The organism is Marinobacter sp. NFXS11 (genome assembly GCF_040148675.1).
Classification (GTDB): Bacteria; Pseudomonadota; Gammaproteobacteria; order Pseudomonadales; family Oleiphilaceae; genus Marinobacter.
On record NZ_JAGDDV010000002.1, the window covers coordinates 693,592 to 710,624 of the forward strand.

Sequence of the window (17,033 nt, forward strand, 5' to 3'; positions counted from 1 at the left end):
AGGGAACTGTTATTTCCCCGTGGTCGATTCCGAGGATTTGTTTCGTTCCTTCTCTTTCTCAGCCAAATGAGGCGCCATCACCTCTTCAAGCGTGTAGCCAGTCAGCCGTCGAATGGTCCGCCACAGATAATAGAAAATCAGCATCATCATGATCATGGAAGGAATGGCGATCATCGGATAGCTCACCAGGGTCATCCGGCCGAGCTCCTCATTGAACGCTTCCGTACCAGACGGGCTGACCACGATCCATTTGGCTATGACGTAGTTCATGATCGAGGAAAAGAGGAAGGTGCCCGCAAAGAAGTAACTGGCCTTCAGCAGGCGGGCCTCGAACTCCCCGACCCGGTTGTGCTCCTCGAGGGTCTTGTGGATCTTATCCACATCCAGAACTGACGGGTTATACAGGAGGGTGCGTACCAGGGGATATTTCGTCCTTGTGGAAGCCAGTACTGCCAAGCCAATGATCGCCGGAATCGCGGCTTCCTTGATGGCCAACCAACCCGCATCCAGCTCAAGCAGGCCAATGCCGCCGGTTAGCCCGACACTGACCAGACCGAGTACCGCAATGAAGTTTTTCTTGCGGTATTTGATCAGTTCGAACAAACCCCAGCCCAGTGGAAACGCCAGGCCTATGACCAGTGCGTTCACGCTGCCTAGATGTTCTTCGCCACTGAACTTCATCAAGACAACGGATGGAATGATAATGCTGACCAGCAAGTCGACCCAGGGCCTTGGCTTGTGGTCCGGAACGTTGGCGGAGCTCGGAGACGTCATGATCTAGCCTGGTTGGTGAAACTGGAGCAGGCCTGAAGGCACTGCCGGAGTAGTCCGGGCAGTATACGATGAATCCAAGTGCGGACGTAACCGCCGTCCGCGTACACAGAAGCGGTGGTCTGACTAGCTGAATAGACGCCTTCCAAACGGGCATAAAAAAGCCGGGCTTATGCCCGGCTTCCCTGTTTCCTCAAGAACGTCAGCGCCGATCAGGCACCCACTTCCTTGAGGCTCTCTTCCACAATGGCGAGCCCTTCTTCCAGCACATCGTCTTCGATGGTGACCGGCATCAGGAACCGCAAGGTGTTGCCGTACATACCACAGCTCAGAAGAATCAGACCCTTCTCCTTTGCTTTCTTGGTTACCGCCGCTGCGAGTTCCGGCTTGGGTGTATGGCTATCCTTGCTTTCAACCAGCTCAAAGGCCGCCATGGGGCCGAGGTTGCGCACATTATCGACATGGGCAAACTGTTCCTGCCACTGACTGAAGCGCTGCTTCAGCTTCTCACCCAGCGCCTGGGCCTTACCAAGAATGTCCTCTTCCTTGAACACATCGAACACGGCAAGGGCTGCAGCACAGGCCGTCGGGCTACCTGTGTAGGTGCCGCCCAGGGAGTTCGGGCCGGAGGCATCCATGTGCTTGTCGGTACCGACAATTGCGGAGATGGGCATACCGTCAGCCATACTCTTGGCCATGGTCATCATGTCCGGCTCGACACCACTGTGCTCGATGGCAAACATCTTGCCGGTCCGGCCAAAGCCGCTCTGAACTTCATCCACAATCATCAGGATGTTGTTTTCATCGCAGATTTTTCGGATTTCCTTCAGGAAGCTGGTTGGCGCCGCGTAAAAACCACCCTCACCCAGCACTGGCTCAATCACGATGGCAGCCGTATTGTTGGCCGGCGAGTCCGCTTTCATGGTCATCTTCAAACCACGAAGTGCCTCGTCTTCGCTGACGCCGTGATACGGCACCGGATATGGCGCGCGATAGACAGTTCCTGGCATCGGCCCGAAGTCGGTCTGGTAGGGCGCTGCCTTGCCGTTCATCGCCATGGTGTAGAAGGTACGGCCGTGATAACCGCCGTCAAAGCAGATCACGTTGGTCTTGCCGGTCGCTGCACGGGCAATCTTCATGGCGTTTTCCAGGGCCTCGGCACCGGAGTTGGCCAACATCACCTTGGCATGGCCACGAACCGGTACCACCCCGCTGAGTTTCTCTGCCAGTTTAACGTAGCCCTCATAGGGCATAACCGTCTGGCAGGTATGCATCAGTTTATCCAGCTGTGCCTTGACCGCTTCCACCACCTTCGGGTGGCGATGGCCGACATTCAGTACGCCGATGCCGCCGGCGAAATCGATCATGCGCTTGCCGTCTGCATCCCACAGCTCTGCATTCGTTGCATGGTCGGCAAATTGTTCATTGGGACTTGCCGCGCCCGCCGCAACGTAGCGTTCTTTGAGTGCCTGCAATTCTTTATTGCTCACTTTGCCATTCTCCCTGGGTTCAGGTTCGAAAGTTTCACCTAACAGTGTAAGTAGTACGGTGTCAGGAAACAAACCGACTATTGTCGCCCTCAGGCGGCATCATCCCGGAATTGCAGTTTTGCCAGGCGTTGATAGAGGGCGTTATGGCGCATCAATTCATCATGGGTGCCCACTGCCAGCAGGCGTCCCTGGTCCATAACGGCAATCCGGTCCGCATCCCGGACCGTGGCCAGTCGATGGGCAATCACCAGGGTGGTGCGCCCGGCAGTGAGCGCTGGAATCGCTTGCTGGATCAGGTTCTCGCTCTCCGCATCCAGTGCACTGGTGGCTTCATCCAGCAACAGTACTGGCGCATCGGCCAGCAGCGCCCGGGCGATGGCAAGACGCTGCTTCTGGCCACCGGACAGCCCCAAGCCGGCATCCCCTAGCAGCGTCTCGTAGCCCTTTGGCAGGCTCTGGATGAAATCATGGGCATGGGCGATCCTCGCAGCCTGCTCAACATCCTGCTGGCTGGCATCAGGCCGGGCGTAACGAATGTTGTCGGCCACCGTGCCATGGAACAGGGCGGGATTCTGGGGCACCAGGGAAAAACATCGGCGCAGGGTATGGAGCGACAGGTCGGCGGTGTTAATGCCATCGATGAGAACTTTACCGTCCGTTGGCTGGTAAAAGTGCAGCAGCAGATCGAACAGGGTCGATTTTCCGGCCCCGGACGGGCCCACCAGAGCCAGTGTCTCGCCGGCCTTCACCGTCAGAGAGAGATCTGTCAGCGCCGGGTGTTCCAGACGTCCCGGATAACTGAAGCTCAGGTGATCAATCCCGATCTCACCTTGAACGGGCTCCGGAAGGCTTACCGTCGTGTCTTTACGCTCAAACGCCGGCTCGGTCTGCAACAGCTCGAACAGCCGCGCCGCCGAACCGGCCGCCCTCTGCAGCTCGCCAATCACCTCACTGATGGCACCGGCAGCAACGCCCACTAGAAGACTGTAAAAAACGAAGGCTGCCAGCTCACCCGGGCTGATACGGCCGTGAATAACGTCCAGGCCCCCTATCCAGATAACAATGCCTACGGCACCCATCACCAGTGAAATGGCCAGTGTGGTCAACCAGGCGCGCTGACGGATACGCTGGCGAGCGATCTCGAACGCGCGCTCGGATACCTCGGAGAAATACTTGCGGTCGTGGGGCTGATGGTTGAAGGCCTGAACGGTCTTGATCTGTGTGAGGTTTTCGCCCACGTAGCTGCCAACATCGGCAACCCGATCCTGACTGAGCCGGGACAGCGCCCGTACCCGCCGGCCAAAGAACAGGATGGGGGCAATCACCAGCGGAAAGCCCAGCAGAATAATACTCGCCAGCTTGGCGTTGGTGATGAACAGCAGCAGCAACCCCCCGACCAGCATCAGGGCATTGCGCAGGGCAATGGATACCGTTGAGCCAATCACCGACTGCAGAACCGTGGTGTCAGCCGTAAACCGCGACTGGATTTCCAGGGCCCGGTTCTGCTCGAAGAAACCCGGGTGAAGATCAATCAGATGGTTAAAGACCTTTTTGCGAATATCCGCCACCACCCGCTCGCCGATCCAGGACACCAGATAGAACCGGGCAAACGACCCGAACGCCAGGCCCAATACCAGTATGAAAAACAGCCCGATGGCCCTGGCTAGATTCGCCGGTGACTCGGTGGCTAATCCCTGATCCACCAGGATACGTAAACCCTGCCCTAGGCCGAGTGTGATACCGGCCGTGAAGATCAGAGCCACCAGGGCACCGGCGACGGCCCGGCGATAGGGGCTGATAAAGTCGATGACCAGTTTCAGGGCCTTGCGGTGACGAGTGTTAATGATGTGCCTCCACGGTGATGGCTACTGTAGACTCCACTCCAATACGGTTTGTACTGGCAACAAGACCTATCATACAGCTACGTAAGAGCGTGCGGGGCGGGATGGCCTGACAGGACCGTCGAAAGCCAGGGATGGCTTTCGCCGAGCGTACAGGGACGTATTTACAGCGTGTCCTGTCAGGCCATCCCGACTCGTGCGCTCGACTACTCTGAAGTAAAAAAGGAAATCCTGTGCGCGCCTACGCCGACAACGATTACCCGGCAAATCATAAACCGGACTGGAAAATCATTTCAGGCCTCTGGCCCTACCTCGCCGAATTCCGCGGTCGGGTGATCTTATCCCTGGCTTTACTGGTGCTGGCCAAGCTGGCCACCGTTGCCACGCCCATTGCCCTGAAATACATCGTCGACTATCTGGACCAGAACCGGGGCGCGGACATCCTGCTTTGGATCCCGGTAATCCTGGTAGTGGCCTACGGCGCGCTGCGCTTTGGCGCCACCCTGTTCAACGAGCTTCGGGATGCGGTTTTCGCGCGGGTGGCAGAGCGGGCCATGCGTCGGGTGTCCCTGCGGGTGTTCGAGCACCTGCACCAGCGGGAACTGGCCTTCCACCTGGACCGCAAGACCGGTGGCCTGGCCCGGGATATCGAGCGGGGTACCAACGGCATCAGTTTTCTGCTCCGCTTTACCCTGTTCAACATTGTGCCCACCCTGCTGGAGATCCTGATGGTCGCCGGCATCCTGTTCGTGGTGTTCAACGTGGGTTATGTCGTGGCCATTCTGGTGGCTGTGGTGGTGTATGTGGTCTTCTCCATCAAGATCACCGAGTGGCGGACCAAATTCGTGCGCGAAGCCAACGCCCGGGATAATCAGTCGAACTCGCGGGCGATAGACAGCCTGCTGAACTATGAAACCGTCAAATATTTCAACAATGAACGCTATGAGGCGCAGTTATACGACGTTGATCTGGATGACTGGGAACAGGCTCGGCTGAAAAACCGTTTGTCCCTGGCCGCCCTGAACTCCGGCCAGGCGTTGATCATTGGCGTGGCGATGATTGTGATTATGGCCATGGCGGTTCAGGAAGTGGCCAGCGGTGAGATCACTCTGGGTGACTTCACCATGATCAATGCCTACCTGCTCCAGCTGTTCATTCCCCTGAACGCCCTGGGCTTTGTCTATCGGGAAATCCGTCAGGCCCTGGTGAATGTCGAGCGCCTGTTCAAGCTACTGGGAGACAAACCGGCGATTGAAGATGCCCCGGATGCTACCGAGCTGGCTGTGGATAAAGGCGAAGTGCAGTTTGACCATATTCACTTTGCCTACCGCCCGGACCGGCCGATTCTGCGGGATGTGAATTTCACCATCCCGGCTGGCCACAAGGTGGCGGTGGTGGGGGCCAGTGGTGCCGGCAAGTCCACCCTAGCCCGCCTGCTGTTCCGTTTTTATGAAGTCGATCAGGGCGCCATCCGTATCGATGGCCAGGACATCCGTAACGTGAGCCAGGACAGCCTGCGAGCGGCGATTGGGGTGGTGCCCCAGGATACCGTGCTATTCAACGATACCCTGTACCGGAACCTGGCCTATGGGCGGCCGGAAGCCACCGAGGAAGAGGTCTATCGGGCTGCCCGAATGGCCCACCTGGAAGACTTTATCCACAGCCTGCCGGAGGGTTACGAGACGAAGGTTGGCGAGCGAGGCCTGAAGCTCTCTGGTGGCGAAAAACAGCGGGTGGCCATTGCCCGGGTGATTCTGAAGAACCCGCCGTTGCTGATTCTGGATGAGGCCACGTCCTCGCTGGATTCACTCTCGGAGCAGGCAATCCTTGGGGCTCTTAACGAGGTCAGCCAGCAGCGGACCACCCTGGTGATTGCCCATCGGCTGTCCACTATCCGCGATGCCAATACCATCCTGGTGATGGACGCCGGACGAATTGTCGAGGGTGGCAGTCACAACGAGTTGTTGGCCGCCGGTGGCTACTACGCCCATCTCTGGGCGCAGCAGCACAGTCGTGACGAAGAAGGCAATGACGACAAAAAGGACGCCAGTGACTAGTTCGCCCTGAGCCTTTCGGCGAGGCCGGAGGCCCGGACGACCTGCTGCCCCACGGCGTCCCTGAGAACGTCCACATTGCCGGCAATCAGGCTGAACCAGTTTCTGGCCCGGGTGATGCCGGTGTAGATCAGCTCCCTGGTCAGGACCGGGCTCAGCCGGTCTGGCAGCACCAGGCAGGTGTGGTTGAACTCCGAACCCTGGGACTTGTGCACCGTCATGGCGTACACGGTTTCCAGCTGCTGCAGACGACTGGGAGAAATCCAGCGGATGCCGCCAGGCGTGTCGCTGCTGGGGAATGCCACTCGCAGGGTCCACCGGGGCTCGCCGGTTTCGGTTCGGTCCCAGGGCACGCTGACGGTAATGCCGATGTCGCCGTTCATCAGGCCCAGATTGTAGTCGTTACCGGTGATCAATACCGGTCTGCCCGGGTACCAGCCTTCTGCCCGTGGGATCAGCTTTTCAGCCAATAGCTGCCGTGCGATCCGGTCGTTCAGTCCTTCCACGCCCCAGGGGCCCTTGCGCAGGGCACAGAGCACCTGGAAGTCACTGAAGGCTTCAAGCAGTTGCGCCGCCATCGCATCCCAGTCTTCCCGGGGGCTGTTTTCGTTCAGGCCGTGATTCTGTAACCGTTCCAGATAGTGGTGATAGCCAACGGGTGGTGGCAGGCGCTTGCCGTTCACTTCCCGGCCCTGCCCGGCATGGCGGAATGCCTCCGGTGAGCCGGTGATGGCATGGCGACACACCCGATCCAGGGTGTCTTCCGGGTCCGGTTTTCCGGACTGGCCGTTGAGCAGGATGACATCGTCGAATTCCGCTTTCCGGATCTGGCGCAACATGGCGCTATCAAGCGCATTGGTATTCACGGCTTCCGCGAACGCCCGGATGCCGCTGTCTTCCTGGAACCGGTAACTCTTGCGCAGCATGGCCACGGCCTGGTCCATTGGCTGGCCGGTTTCATCCACCAGTGACTGTGGTATCTGGCTGCCCGTCATGGCGGCCAGCCACTGCGCCGTTTCCGGTGTGTAATGGGCCTTCAGGGCCCGCTGGCACAGCTCACCCAGGACCGCACCGGCGTCCACCGAGGCCAGCTGGTCCTTGTCGCCCAGCAGGATCAGTTGGGCGTTGGCGGGCAGGGCATCGAATACCGACGCCATCAGGTCGACATCCACCATGGAGGCCTCATCAATCACCAGGATATCCACGAGCAGTGGGTTGTCGCGATTATGGCGGAATTTGCGGGTATCCGGCCTGCTGCCCAGCAACCGATGCAGGGTGGTGACCCTGGTAGGAATATCCGTCAGATCCACGTTGCCCGGTAACTCGGCAAGGGGCAGCCGGCTGACCGCACCGCCGATGGATTCGTTCAGGCGAGCAGCGGCCTTGCCGGTGGGGGCCGCCAGGCGGATGCGGTATTTGCGGCCTGCCCGCTCGAGGGATTCTCCGGCGACCGCCTGCAAGGCTGCCAGCAGATTGACCACGGTGGTGGTCTTGCCGGTGCCAGGACCGCCGGTAATAACCGCGAAACGGTTCCTGGCCGCCAGGGCGCAGGCCAGCTTCTGGTAATCCACCGATTCTGACGACCGGAACAACTGGCCGAGCGCGCGGGTCAGGGTTTGTGCTGGCCCGGATTCCGGGTCTGCCAGAGCGAATGGCAGAGCCAGGCGTTGCTGGATGCCCTCGGCAATGCGTTGCTCGTAGCGCCAGAATCTCCGCAGATAAAGGCGGGTCTCGTTCAGCACCATTGGTGTTGTCAGTGAGCCATCACTTACGGCGCATGCCTTTTCCAGTATGCTTAAACATTCCGGCAGCGTCACAAGTGCGAGCACTTCGGCAGGTTTGGGCTGGTCCGGTTCATCGGCGTCGGAATCGGTGAGTGGCTCGTGAATCGACTCATCCGGCGGCAGTGACAGGGTATGCCCTGCATCGGCAAGGAGATGGCTCAGGTCAACGCAAACATGGCCACGACCCACCTGATGGGAAGTCAGCGCCGCTAGCAGCAGAACCACGGGATTCGGTTTTTCGCCCTGCTCCTCCGACAGCTCACGGATCAGCCGGGCGAAACCCACATCCAGCGGGCGTATCCACTCCGCCTGTTGCCAGTGCAGCAGTAGAGCCTCGGTTTTATCCGGGCTGGTGAGCAGGTCGTTGATATCGACAGTGTTGTCACCGGTTGCCGTCATGGTCGACCTTTCCGGGGCGATGTCCTCCGCGAACAGATCAATCTGGTGGTCGGATTTTCCGGTTTGAGAGCGCGAACGGCTCATGCAGCCACCTCCCCGGCCAGGGTCTCGCCATCGAACAGGGCATCCAGCTGTTCAATCAGGGCTCTGGGTGGTTTGTCGGTGAAGGCACCGCCGCTGGCGGAATCAACGCCTCGCAGGAACAGATAAACTGCGCCGCCAATGTGCCGGTCGTAGTCGTAATCCGGCAAACGGGCTTTCAGCAGCCGGTGCAGGGCCAGCAGATAGAGCACGTATTGCAGATCGTAGCGTTTATCCAGAATGGCGTTGCCCATGGCCTGGTCGGTATAGGCGCTGTCATCCTCGCCCAGGGTATTGGATTTGTAGTCCAGCACGTAATACTGCCCGTTGTGTTCGAACACCAGATCGATGAAGCCTTTGAGCATGCCGTTGAACCGGGTCTCCTCGACCCGGGGGCGGTCTGCGCCGTTCAGGGTGTGCGCGGTCACCAGCTGGTCCAGTTTCCGGACGCTGACGTTGCGGCTCTCAAACCAGAACTCCAGTTCCGGGCGCAGGGTGATCAGGTTCGCCAGGCTGACGCGTTCTTTGCCGGCGCGGTCGAGGCTCAAGGGTCTGCTGATCAATGCCTGCAGCCAACGTTCCAGCGGTTCCAACCATTCACTCCAGCCACGGGTCCCGCAGCGTCGGGTCAGTTGCTCATGAAGCAGCGGCGGGTTATCCACAACCCGCTGGAATCCCTGCTGTGTGCACCACTCCAGCAGTTCGTGCAGGAAAGTGCCCGGCCCGGCGCCTTTGGGGAAGTTGTGCTGGTTGCGTTGACTCGTTACCTGATCTGCTTCTTCCCCTTCTTCCTGGCTGCTCTCTTCCAGCAGGTTCTGGGTCTGGGCGTCTTCCACCTCACCGGTAAAGGCGATACCGGTGCCGGTCATGCCGCTGTATTCGATGGACGAGTAACTGGCAATCCACCAGTCCTCTTTGGCTTCGCGGGAAGAGACCATGGCCGGGCCAAGGGCTTCCGGGGCCTGTTCGTGGTATTGCCTGTCGTCTGGAGCCGGTAGCGGTGTAATCCGGATCTCAGTTCTGCCCTGTGCCAGATGATCCAGGCATTCGCTGATACGGCGCTGTCCGTCGCCGGCGATCAGGTAGCCCAGGCCGCTTTGCTGCCAGTTGTCCAGGGCCGCCGTGCCGACCCAGGTGGCAAACCGGGCCCGGGTCAGAGCCACATAGAGTTTGCGGATATCCTCGCCCAGACGCTCCTGGTCGGCCCTGGCCACGTCTTCCGGCGACGGGTCGAACACGGTGATCAGCCTGCCCTGGTTATCGTGGTAGCGCACGAAAGCCTGCTTTTCACTCTGAGCCCGAAAAGCCGTGCCGAAGGGCAGAAACACCAGCGGGTACTCCAGGCCCTTGGATTTGTGCACGGTGATGACCTTCACCAGGCCGGCATCGCTTTCCAGCCGCAGGGTTCGGTGTTCGTCTTCCTCGTCGGCCGCCCGCAGAATCTGGGTGTAGTGGTGCACCAGGGCATGTTCGCCGTCCAGTTGCAGGCTGTCCTGCTGCAGCAACTCGGCAATGTGCAGAATGTCGGTCAGCCGCCGTTCGCCGTCGGGTCGTTGGAGCAACCGACCCGGGACTTCAAAGTCCATCAGGAAACTGCGAAGCATGGGCAGAACACCCTGCTTCTGCCATTGCTGCTGATAACCGATAAAGCGTTCGATTTCCCGCTCCAGAACCAGCTCGTCGGTGAGCAGCTGATTCAGGGCATGCCAGGATTGACCCAAGGTGGGCGTGGCCAGGGCCGCGCGGATGTAAGCCAGTTGCCGGGGCTCGGCAAACGCCCGCAGCCAGTAGAGCATTTCCTGTGATTCCCGGGAGGTCAGCACCGAATCCCGGTCTGACAGGTAGACGCTCTTGATGCGCCGGCGACCCAGGGCGTCCCGAACGGCGCTGGCCTCGTTGCGGTTGTTGACCAGTATCGCGATGTCTTTCGGGGCAACCGGTTCCAGATCCTCGGGATTATCGGGGAGGGAAAAACCCGCCTGCCCGGCCTGGCCCAGGGTCAGCAAACGGGCGATCTCGCTGGCGCAGGTTTCTGCCACATCGGCCGTGGCGGCGCCCTTGGCTATGCCCTTGGGGTTGCCGTCCTTGTCCTCTTCACCGGATTCGTGGGTCCAGAACACCAGGCTGGGCTGCACTTCCCCGTTGATTGACCAGACTCGTTTGGTGCCGTTGGCGTCCACGCCCTGGAACGGCAGCGGTGAGGTATCGCCCTTGCCGAACAGGAAGGCGCCGTCCCGGCTGTGCCGGTCGCTGTGTTCGAACACCTGGTTGACCGCGGCCACCATGGTTTTGGCGGAGCGGAAGTTTTTGCCCAGTGTGTAGGTCCGCTCTTTCACACCCTGCCTCGCCTGCAGGTAGGTGTAGATATCCGCACCCCGGAAGCCGTAGATGGCCTGCTTTGGATCCCCGATCATCAGCAGGCAGGTACCGGAATCGCCGCCAGCCACATCATAGATGCGGTCGAAGATCCGGTACTGCACCGGGTCGGTGTCCTGGAATTCGTCAATCAGGGCCACTGGAAACTGGCGGCGGATGGTCGCGGCCAGCTGGTCGCCCCGGGGGCCGTGCAGCGCATCGTCCAGCCGGGTGAGCAGGTCGTCGAAACCCATCTCCGAGCGTTTCTGCTTCTCCGATTCCAGCCGCTCGGCCATCCAGTGGCTGGCGTGGCGCAATATGTCGGATTTGGCGCTGGGCTGGTTCTGGCTGAAATCCAGCAGCGCCTCGATAGCGTCGAAGGCCGGGTGATGGGGGGCAGGATCGTCGCCTTTCAGAATGTTGTCCAGGCCTTCGGGTGTCTGGTTCCTGAAGCCGGCGGCACTGTCGATTTTCTCCGGTAACAGGTCGTCCGATTCCGCCCAGGCAATGAGAAAGTCCCAGACCTTGATCATGGCGTTCTTGCTGGCGCCATGGAGTCGTTTGCTCTTGTTCAGCTCGTTCAGCAGCTCGATGACTTCCCCGCGCCACTGACCCCAGGGGTAAGCCTTCAGGGCCTGTGACTGTTCCAGACGCCGCCGGACCACCTGGTCGATGGCCTGGTAAACGCTGTCCGGCGGTGTGCCCAGGCTCTGTGGATCATCAATCAGGTTGCGAACCCCCTGACGCAGATCTCCGGGCGTTTTCCAGTGGCTCAGGGCCTCGTCCATCAGCGCCGGGGGCAGCGGATAGACAAAGGTGCGCCAGTAATCCCGGGCGACCTCGTCCAGCAATTCGCTCTGGTCGGTTTCCAGGGTGAGTTTGAACAGGCTGCCGCTGTCGAAGGCATGCTCGCTGAGCATGCGGTTGCAGAAACTGTGAATAGTGGATACCGCCGCCTCGTCCATCCACTCGGCGGCCAGCAGCAGTTTCTTCCGGCATTCCGGCCAGCTGGCCGGATCCGGGTAGCTTTCATTCCGTAGCTGATAGATCAGTGCGGTTTCCGCGGGCGGATTAGGCTCGTCGGGTGCGTCGGAGAACACCTCGGCGGCCTGGGTCAGCCGGGTGCGGATACGGTCACGCAGTTCCTTGGTGGCGGCCTCGGTAAAAGTGACCACCAGCAGATTGGGAGGCAGCAGGTTCTGCAGCGGGCTGTCGGGCGACTGGCCGTGGCCAAGCACCAGGCGCACGTACAGAATGGCAATGGTGAAGGTTTTGCCGGTGCCGGCACTGGCCTCGATCAGGGCACTGCCGTTCAGGGCCAGGGCCAGGGGATCCAGGTTCGGGTTTCGGTTGCTCATCTGTTCAGTCATCCCACGCTCCCGATCTGATCCGCTGCCGACTTGCCCTGCTCGGCTTCCCAGACCGGCACATAGAGCTGATGCAGCAAAGCTTCGAATTCGCCGCTCGCCATCAGCAGTTCCGGCGTTTCAAAGGCGCCTCGCAGGTAACCGGTGTCCCGCTCCAGAGCAACGGTATAGGCCTGCTCCGCCTCGCCGATGGCTCGCTCGTGGTCACCCACATACTTTTTGCTGCCGTAGAAGCTGGTGATCCAGGCGAAACCGGCCTCGCAGTGAAACGGCAGCGCCCGGGTAGTGGCTTCCATCCACCGCGTGAGCACCGCTTCGAACAGCGGTCTCGCCTGTTCCGGATGCAATGGGGCAAAGCGGAATTTTCGTCCCTCCTCCTTGGCCAGAATCAGGGTTTCGAACGGTTGCCGGCCCAGTTGTCCGGCCAGGTGAATCAGCCAGTCCCGCATCAGGTTGGCGTAGCGCACTTTCTTGCTGGACCCGGAACCGGTCAGCAGGCTGGAGCCGGCCACCACCAGCCGGCACAGCTCGCCTTCGCCATTGCAGCGAAGGTTGTCGATTAGATCCGCTATTTCCACCGAACCCAGGGCGTTTTCAAACCGGTAGTCAAAGGAGAGCGGTTCAGCGACTGCTTCCGGCCAGTCAGCCAGTGCGCTCTGATATCGCTCGAACAGATCCGGCAAACGGCCGGCCAGTTCGGAACGCAGGCGGTGCTCGGTGACCCCCATGCCCAGGTCCCCGCGGCGGGCCATCCGGTCCAGGGTTGTTTGCAACCGCTCATGCAGTTCTTCTTCGTTGCTGGCCTTCAGCAACCCGTCCTGGATCAGCTCGTTGTCCAACCGCCAGCGGTCCAGGCCGTCCAGGTCGAAATTCTCGTTGTCGGTGTCGTCGTCCTCGACATCTTCGAAGCGCACCTGCAGTCGACGCTGGTAAAAGGTGTCGATGGGTTTTTTCAGGAAAGCGGCCAGATCGCTCAGGCTGACAGGCTCCTCGGGCGCCTGGTACGGAAGGGCAGACTGCGTCTGTTCTCCAGCTTCAGCACCATGAGCACTGCGCCATTCCCGTTCAAAGGTGAACAGATGACGGGCCTGCAGGACGTCGTTTAGGGGCCTGGGTGGGCTGTCTTCGCCCTCACCACCCTGTTCCAGACCGTTGGCTTTCGGGAAATAGGCCCGGCTGAACGGTTGCAGTGGATGCTGGGTGGTGAGGGCTCTGGTGACCTTTACCTCGAATTGTCCTGCGACGGACCACAGGCTGTCCAGATGATCCTGAAGCTGGCCCACCAGTACCGACGGCGGCCGTTCCGAATCATCTTTGATGCTGCGGCCGACCCAGCTGATGTAAAGCTGCTCCCGGGCGGACAGCAGGGCTTCCAGGAACAGGTAGCGATCGTCTTCCCGGCGGGATCGGTCCCCAGGGCGGTAATCCTGGGCCATGAGGTCGAAATCCACCGGTGGTCGGGAGCGAGGGTAGTCGCCGTCGTTCATGCCCAGCAGGCACACTTTGCGAAAAGGGATGGCCCGCATGGGCATCAGGGTGGCGAAATTGACCTTGCCCGCCAGGAAACGCTGGTTCAGGCCGCCTTCATCCAGCCCTTCCAGCAAGACATCCTTGACGATGTTCAGGGGTAGTGTCTGTTCTTCAAGGCCTGCCGCCATGGCGTCATCCAGCCACTGTTCCAGCTGGCGGCGAAAACGGTTCAGCAGCAACAGGTCGCTGCCTTCCACCTTGTGGAAAAACTGCACGAGCATCTCTGAAAACAGGCGCTCCCAGTCTCCGGGGGTGCGATTGGTTTGCAGCGCCTGCCAGAGGGTTTCCAGCTGACCCACAAAGTCGTTCAGGCGGCCTGCCAGGCTGGCCTGCAGGCCGCCGATCTCGCCGAAGGGTTCCACGCCTGCCCAGGCCTCGTCGTCGCCCATACCATAACCCAGCAGCATCGAGCGCAGCCCGGATTGCCAGGTATTGCGTTCCAGTTCGGCGGGCAGGTCCAGACTTTCCCGGTGCTGGCCGTGCAGACCCCAGCGGATATTGGCGCCCTCGACCCAACGACGGGCCAGGGGGATCTCTTCTTCATTGATACCGAAGCGGTCCCGTATGCCCGGCACTTCCAGCAGACTGATGATCTCACTCACTGCGAACCGGCTGCGGGGCAGTGACATCAGGGTTTCCAGGGCAATCAGCACCGGCTCGTGGTGGCGCTGGCCCTGGTCGGAAATGGTGAAGGGAATGTGGCGCTTCCGGCCCGGCTGGTAGCGGCCGAACACGGCCTGGATGTGAGGCGCGTACACGTTGATATCGGGCACCATCACGATAACGTCCCGTGGCCGCAGCGTGGCGTCGGCATTGAACGCAGCCAGCAGCTGATCATGCAGAATTTCCACTTCCCGCTGGGGGCTGTGAGCCTGATGGAACGCCAGGGAATGATCCTGGTGCAGGTCCAGCTCTCGCTGCTGCTGGCGGATTTCCTGCAGGGGCGTGAGGTTGTGGATATCGTTCTGCAACTGGTGCAGCAGGCGAGGTGCTTCCTGGTTGCCATGGTCCGAGAAAATATCGATTTTCTGGTCTGGCGTCTGGAAGCTGCCCCGGTACTGATCCGGGTTGTCGAACTCGTCCAGCAGCCGGATATAGTCCCGGCCCTGCTTGCCCCAGGCGGCCAGCAGTGGATTGGCGTGTTGGTGCAGCTGGTCTGGATCTTCAATGTCGGAAAGTGTCGGATGGGTCCTGCCCCGTTTGCGTTCGGCGGTGAGCAGCTCCCGGTCGCTGATGATATCGGCCCAGTAAAACTGGCAGGGGTTGTGAACACACAGTACCACCTGACTGAACCGGCTCAGGACGTACAGGGCTTCCAGCGCTTGCCGGGGCAGCGAGGAGACGCCAAAGACGACAATGCGGGTCGGCAGCCGGAACGGGTTGGCCGGCGCCTGAAGTCGCTGGCCCTGTTCCATGAACCGGGTATGGATCTGCGAGCGGCTGGTATGGGCTTCAGCCCCCACATCCTCTACCAACCTTCGCCAGAGCAGTGGCTGCCAGCGGGTTTCCGTATCCAGAGGCTTTTCCTCGGCCCGGGCCGTGATAATCACGTCCTTGCCCTGCTCCCAGGCCGCCAGCCAGTCGGCCCGGAAAACCTGGTACTGGTCAAACAGATCCGCCACCTTCTCCGCCAGCTGGAAATTGCGCAGGTCCGGATCGTTACCTTCCAGAAAACGGGCCAGGGGTGTAAAGGCCTCGTCCTGCCCCACCAGGCGTGGCAATAACCGGTACAGCCGCCACACCAGCCGCCGTTTGTCGAAGGGCGACTGTTCCGGTACCTCACCGTCCGGAAGCACGGCCCGGTAGGCTTGCCAGATAAACCGGGCCGGGAACAGGAAATCCATACCGGCAGCAATCCCAAGGCCGCCCTCAAGGCCATCTTCGGTGCGCTTCTCCGCCAGCGCCAGCTTCAGCCACTGGGCAATACCGTTGCTCTGCACCAGGAAGGTCTCGCTCTCCAGTGGCGGCATGGGGTTGTGCCGACAGATGTAGACAACGGCCCGGCGCAGGTCTTCCAGATGGTTGGCGTGGATCGCGTGAAACCCGGGTTCGATCCTGGCGCGTTGCTCGGTGGGCTCGGTGGAGAGTGCGGCCATGAATTTCCTTGTCTGGTGTGCAGTTCAATCCTGTTGCCACAGGTTACCGTATGTGACCACAGATGCGGACTGTCTGAAACGTCTGATCTCCAAAAATCATAACGGCCCGTCGAGACAAACGGTGTCGTGAATTATCTGCGAAAAGGAGAAGCACAATGTGGACACTGATCACTGGCGCGGGGTCTGGCATTGGGCGGGCTCTGGCCCTGGAACTGGCCGCCCGGGACCATGACCTGATTCTTGCTGGCCGTACCGTGGCGAAGCTGGAAGAGGTGGCGGAAACACTTCGCGCCGAAGCACCCGAACGGGAAGTGATGACCCTGGAAGTGGACCTGGCGGATCCCACAAGCACCCGCGATATGGCCCAACACGTGAGTGGTACGGTCGATCGCCTCTCTGCTTTTGTGTATTGCGCCGGAGTGGGTGAGCCGGCTGCGGATTTTGCCAGCCTGGGGCTCATCGATTTCCAGGAAGCCCTGGCCGTGAATGTGTCCGCGCCCATGCTGCTCACCCAATCGTTGCTGCCGCTGTTGAAAGGAGGCGAACCTGCGTCGAGGATTGTGATGATTGGTGCGGGTATGGACAAGCACGCACAACCCGGAACCGGCAGTTACGGGATCAGCAAAATGGCGCTGCGTCGGCTGGTGCGCCAGATGTCCGTGGAATTCGACACTATGCTGGATGGACCGGTGGTGAGTCTGTTCCAGCCTGGCCTGGTGGATACCCCGGGAATCCGGAGCCACATCGAGAAGGCCGGCAAACTGAACCTGCCTCATGCAGAGTGGCTGGCCAAGCGCCTGGAGGCCGGGGAATGTCTGACTGCCGAGCAGGCTGCCAGCGCTCTGGTATTTACGCTGAATCAGGTTCCGGAAAGTGAGTTTCACGGCGCGGTGTTCAATGGCGCCGATTTGGTGGATTCGCTCTCATTCGCTGGAAGCTAAGGCTTCATCAGGCGGGGCCTAGAGGGGGACCCGCATGGTTTCAGAGCCGCTGTCAGGCATGCCAATCATTTCATCGGTTCCGGTCGGCGGAATCACCTCGGTGCGCTCAACCTCGTACTCGTGGAAATGTTCTCGCACTGCGCAGGCTCCGGTGAACATCACTGGCTTGTCGTAGGGGTCCGTCAGAACATAGCCCTGCCCGTCCAGATAGAACCGCGCCATGTAATAGCGACCTTCCATCGAGACAATCTCCAGCAGAGAAATCGTGTCGTGCTTGTGTTTTTTCAGTTCGCCGGTGTCCATGTGCATGGGAAGTCTCCCGCA

At 60.4% G+C, this 17,033-nt stretch carries 9 protein-coding genes; 2 read left to right on the forward strand and 7 right to left on the reverse strand.

Going from position 1 to position 17,033, the window contains the following annotated elements; all coding sequences use genetic code 11:
- Positions 1-9: 9 nt before the first annotated feature.
- The 3 genes from J3362_RS12200 to J3362_RS12210 form a co-directional block, all read right to left on the reverse strand.
- Positions 10-774: a VC0807 family protein gene (locus tag J3362_RS12200; RefSeq protein ID WP_349520021.1), complete on the reverse strand. Its 765-nt coding sequence runs from the start codon at positions 772-774 to the stop codon at positions 10-12.
- 209 nt (positions 775-983) lie between these two features.
- Positions 984-2,261 (reverse strand): 4-aminobutyrate--2-oxoglutarate transaminase, encoded by a 1,278-nt coding sequence (gene gabT / locus J3362_RS12205; RefSeq protein WP_349520023.1) that lies wholly within the window; start codon positions 2,259-2,261, stop codon positions 984-986.
- Between the two features lie 89 nt (positions 2,262-2,350).
- Positions 2,351-4,081 (reverse strand): ABC transporter transmembrane domain-containing protein, encoded by a 1,731-nt coding sequence (locus J3362_RS12210; RefSeq protein ID WP_349520941.1) that lies wholly within the window; start codon positions 4,079-4,081, stop codon positions 2,351-2,353.
- 254 nt (positions 4,082-4,335) lie between these two features.
- On the opposite strand from J3362_RS12210, the gene J3362_RS12215 reads away from it, so the two are divergent.
- The gene (locus tag J3362_RS12215; protein WP_349520025.1) at positions 4,336-6,159 is read left to right on the forward strand and encodes an ABCB family ABC transporter ATP-binding protein/permease; all 1,824 of its coding nucleotides are present in this window, start codon (positions 4,336-4,338) and stop codon (positions 6,157-6,159) included.
- Here J3362_RS12215 and recD read toward each other — a convergent pair.
- From recD to recC, 3 genes are read right to left on the reverse strand one after another with little or no spacing between them, the layout of a single operon-like run.
- Positions 6,156-8,423, reverse strand: coding sequence for an exodeoxyribonuclease V subunit alpha (gene recD / locus J3362_RS12220; RefSeq protein WP_349520027.1), 2,268 nt, complete (start codon positions 8,421-8,423; stop codon positions 6,156-6,158). The genes J3362_RS12215 and recD overlap by 4 nt on opposite strands.
- A complete protein-coding gene (recB, locus tag J3362_RS12225) occupies positions 8,420-12,145 on the reverse strand; it encodes an exodeoxyribonuclease V subunit beta (protein ID WP_349520029.1) in 3,726 nt (1,241 codons plus the stop codon). Before recB ends, recD begins: the two co-directional genes overlap by 4 nt.
- Positions 12,142-15,768, reverse strand: a complete 3,627-nt coding sequence (recC, locus tag J3362_RS12230; protein ID WP_349520030.1) for an exodeoxyribonuclease V subunit gamma — start codon at positions 15,766-15,768, stop codon at positions 12,142-12,144. Before recC ends, recB begins: the two co-directional genes overlap by 4 nt.
- 155 nt (positions 15,769-15,923) lie before the next feature.
- Between recC and J3362_RS12235 the strand changes: the two genes are divergently transcribed.
- Entirely contained in the window at positions 15,924-16,709 is a 786-nt protein-coding gene (locus J3362_RS12235) for an SDR family NAD(P)-dependent oxidoreductase (protein WP_349520031.1), read from the forward strand.
- Between the two features lie 18 nt (positions 16,710-16,727).
- Here the strand turns inward: J3362_RS12235 and J3362_RS12240 are convergent, their stop codons facing one another.
- Complete coding sequence (locus J3362_RS12240; RefSeq protein WP_014578848.1) at positions 16,728-17,018, reverse strand: DUF6482 family protein; 291 nt, start codon at positions 17,016-17,018, stop codon at positions 16,728-16,730.
- Between the last annotated feature and the right edge of the window lie 15 nt (positions 17,019-17,033).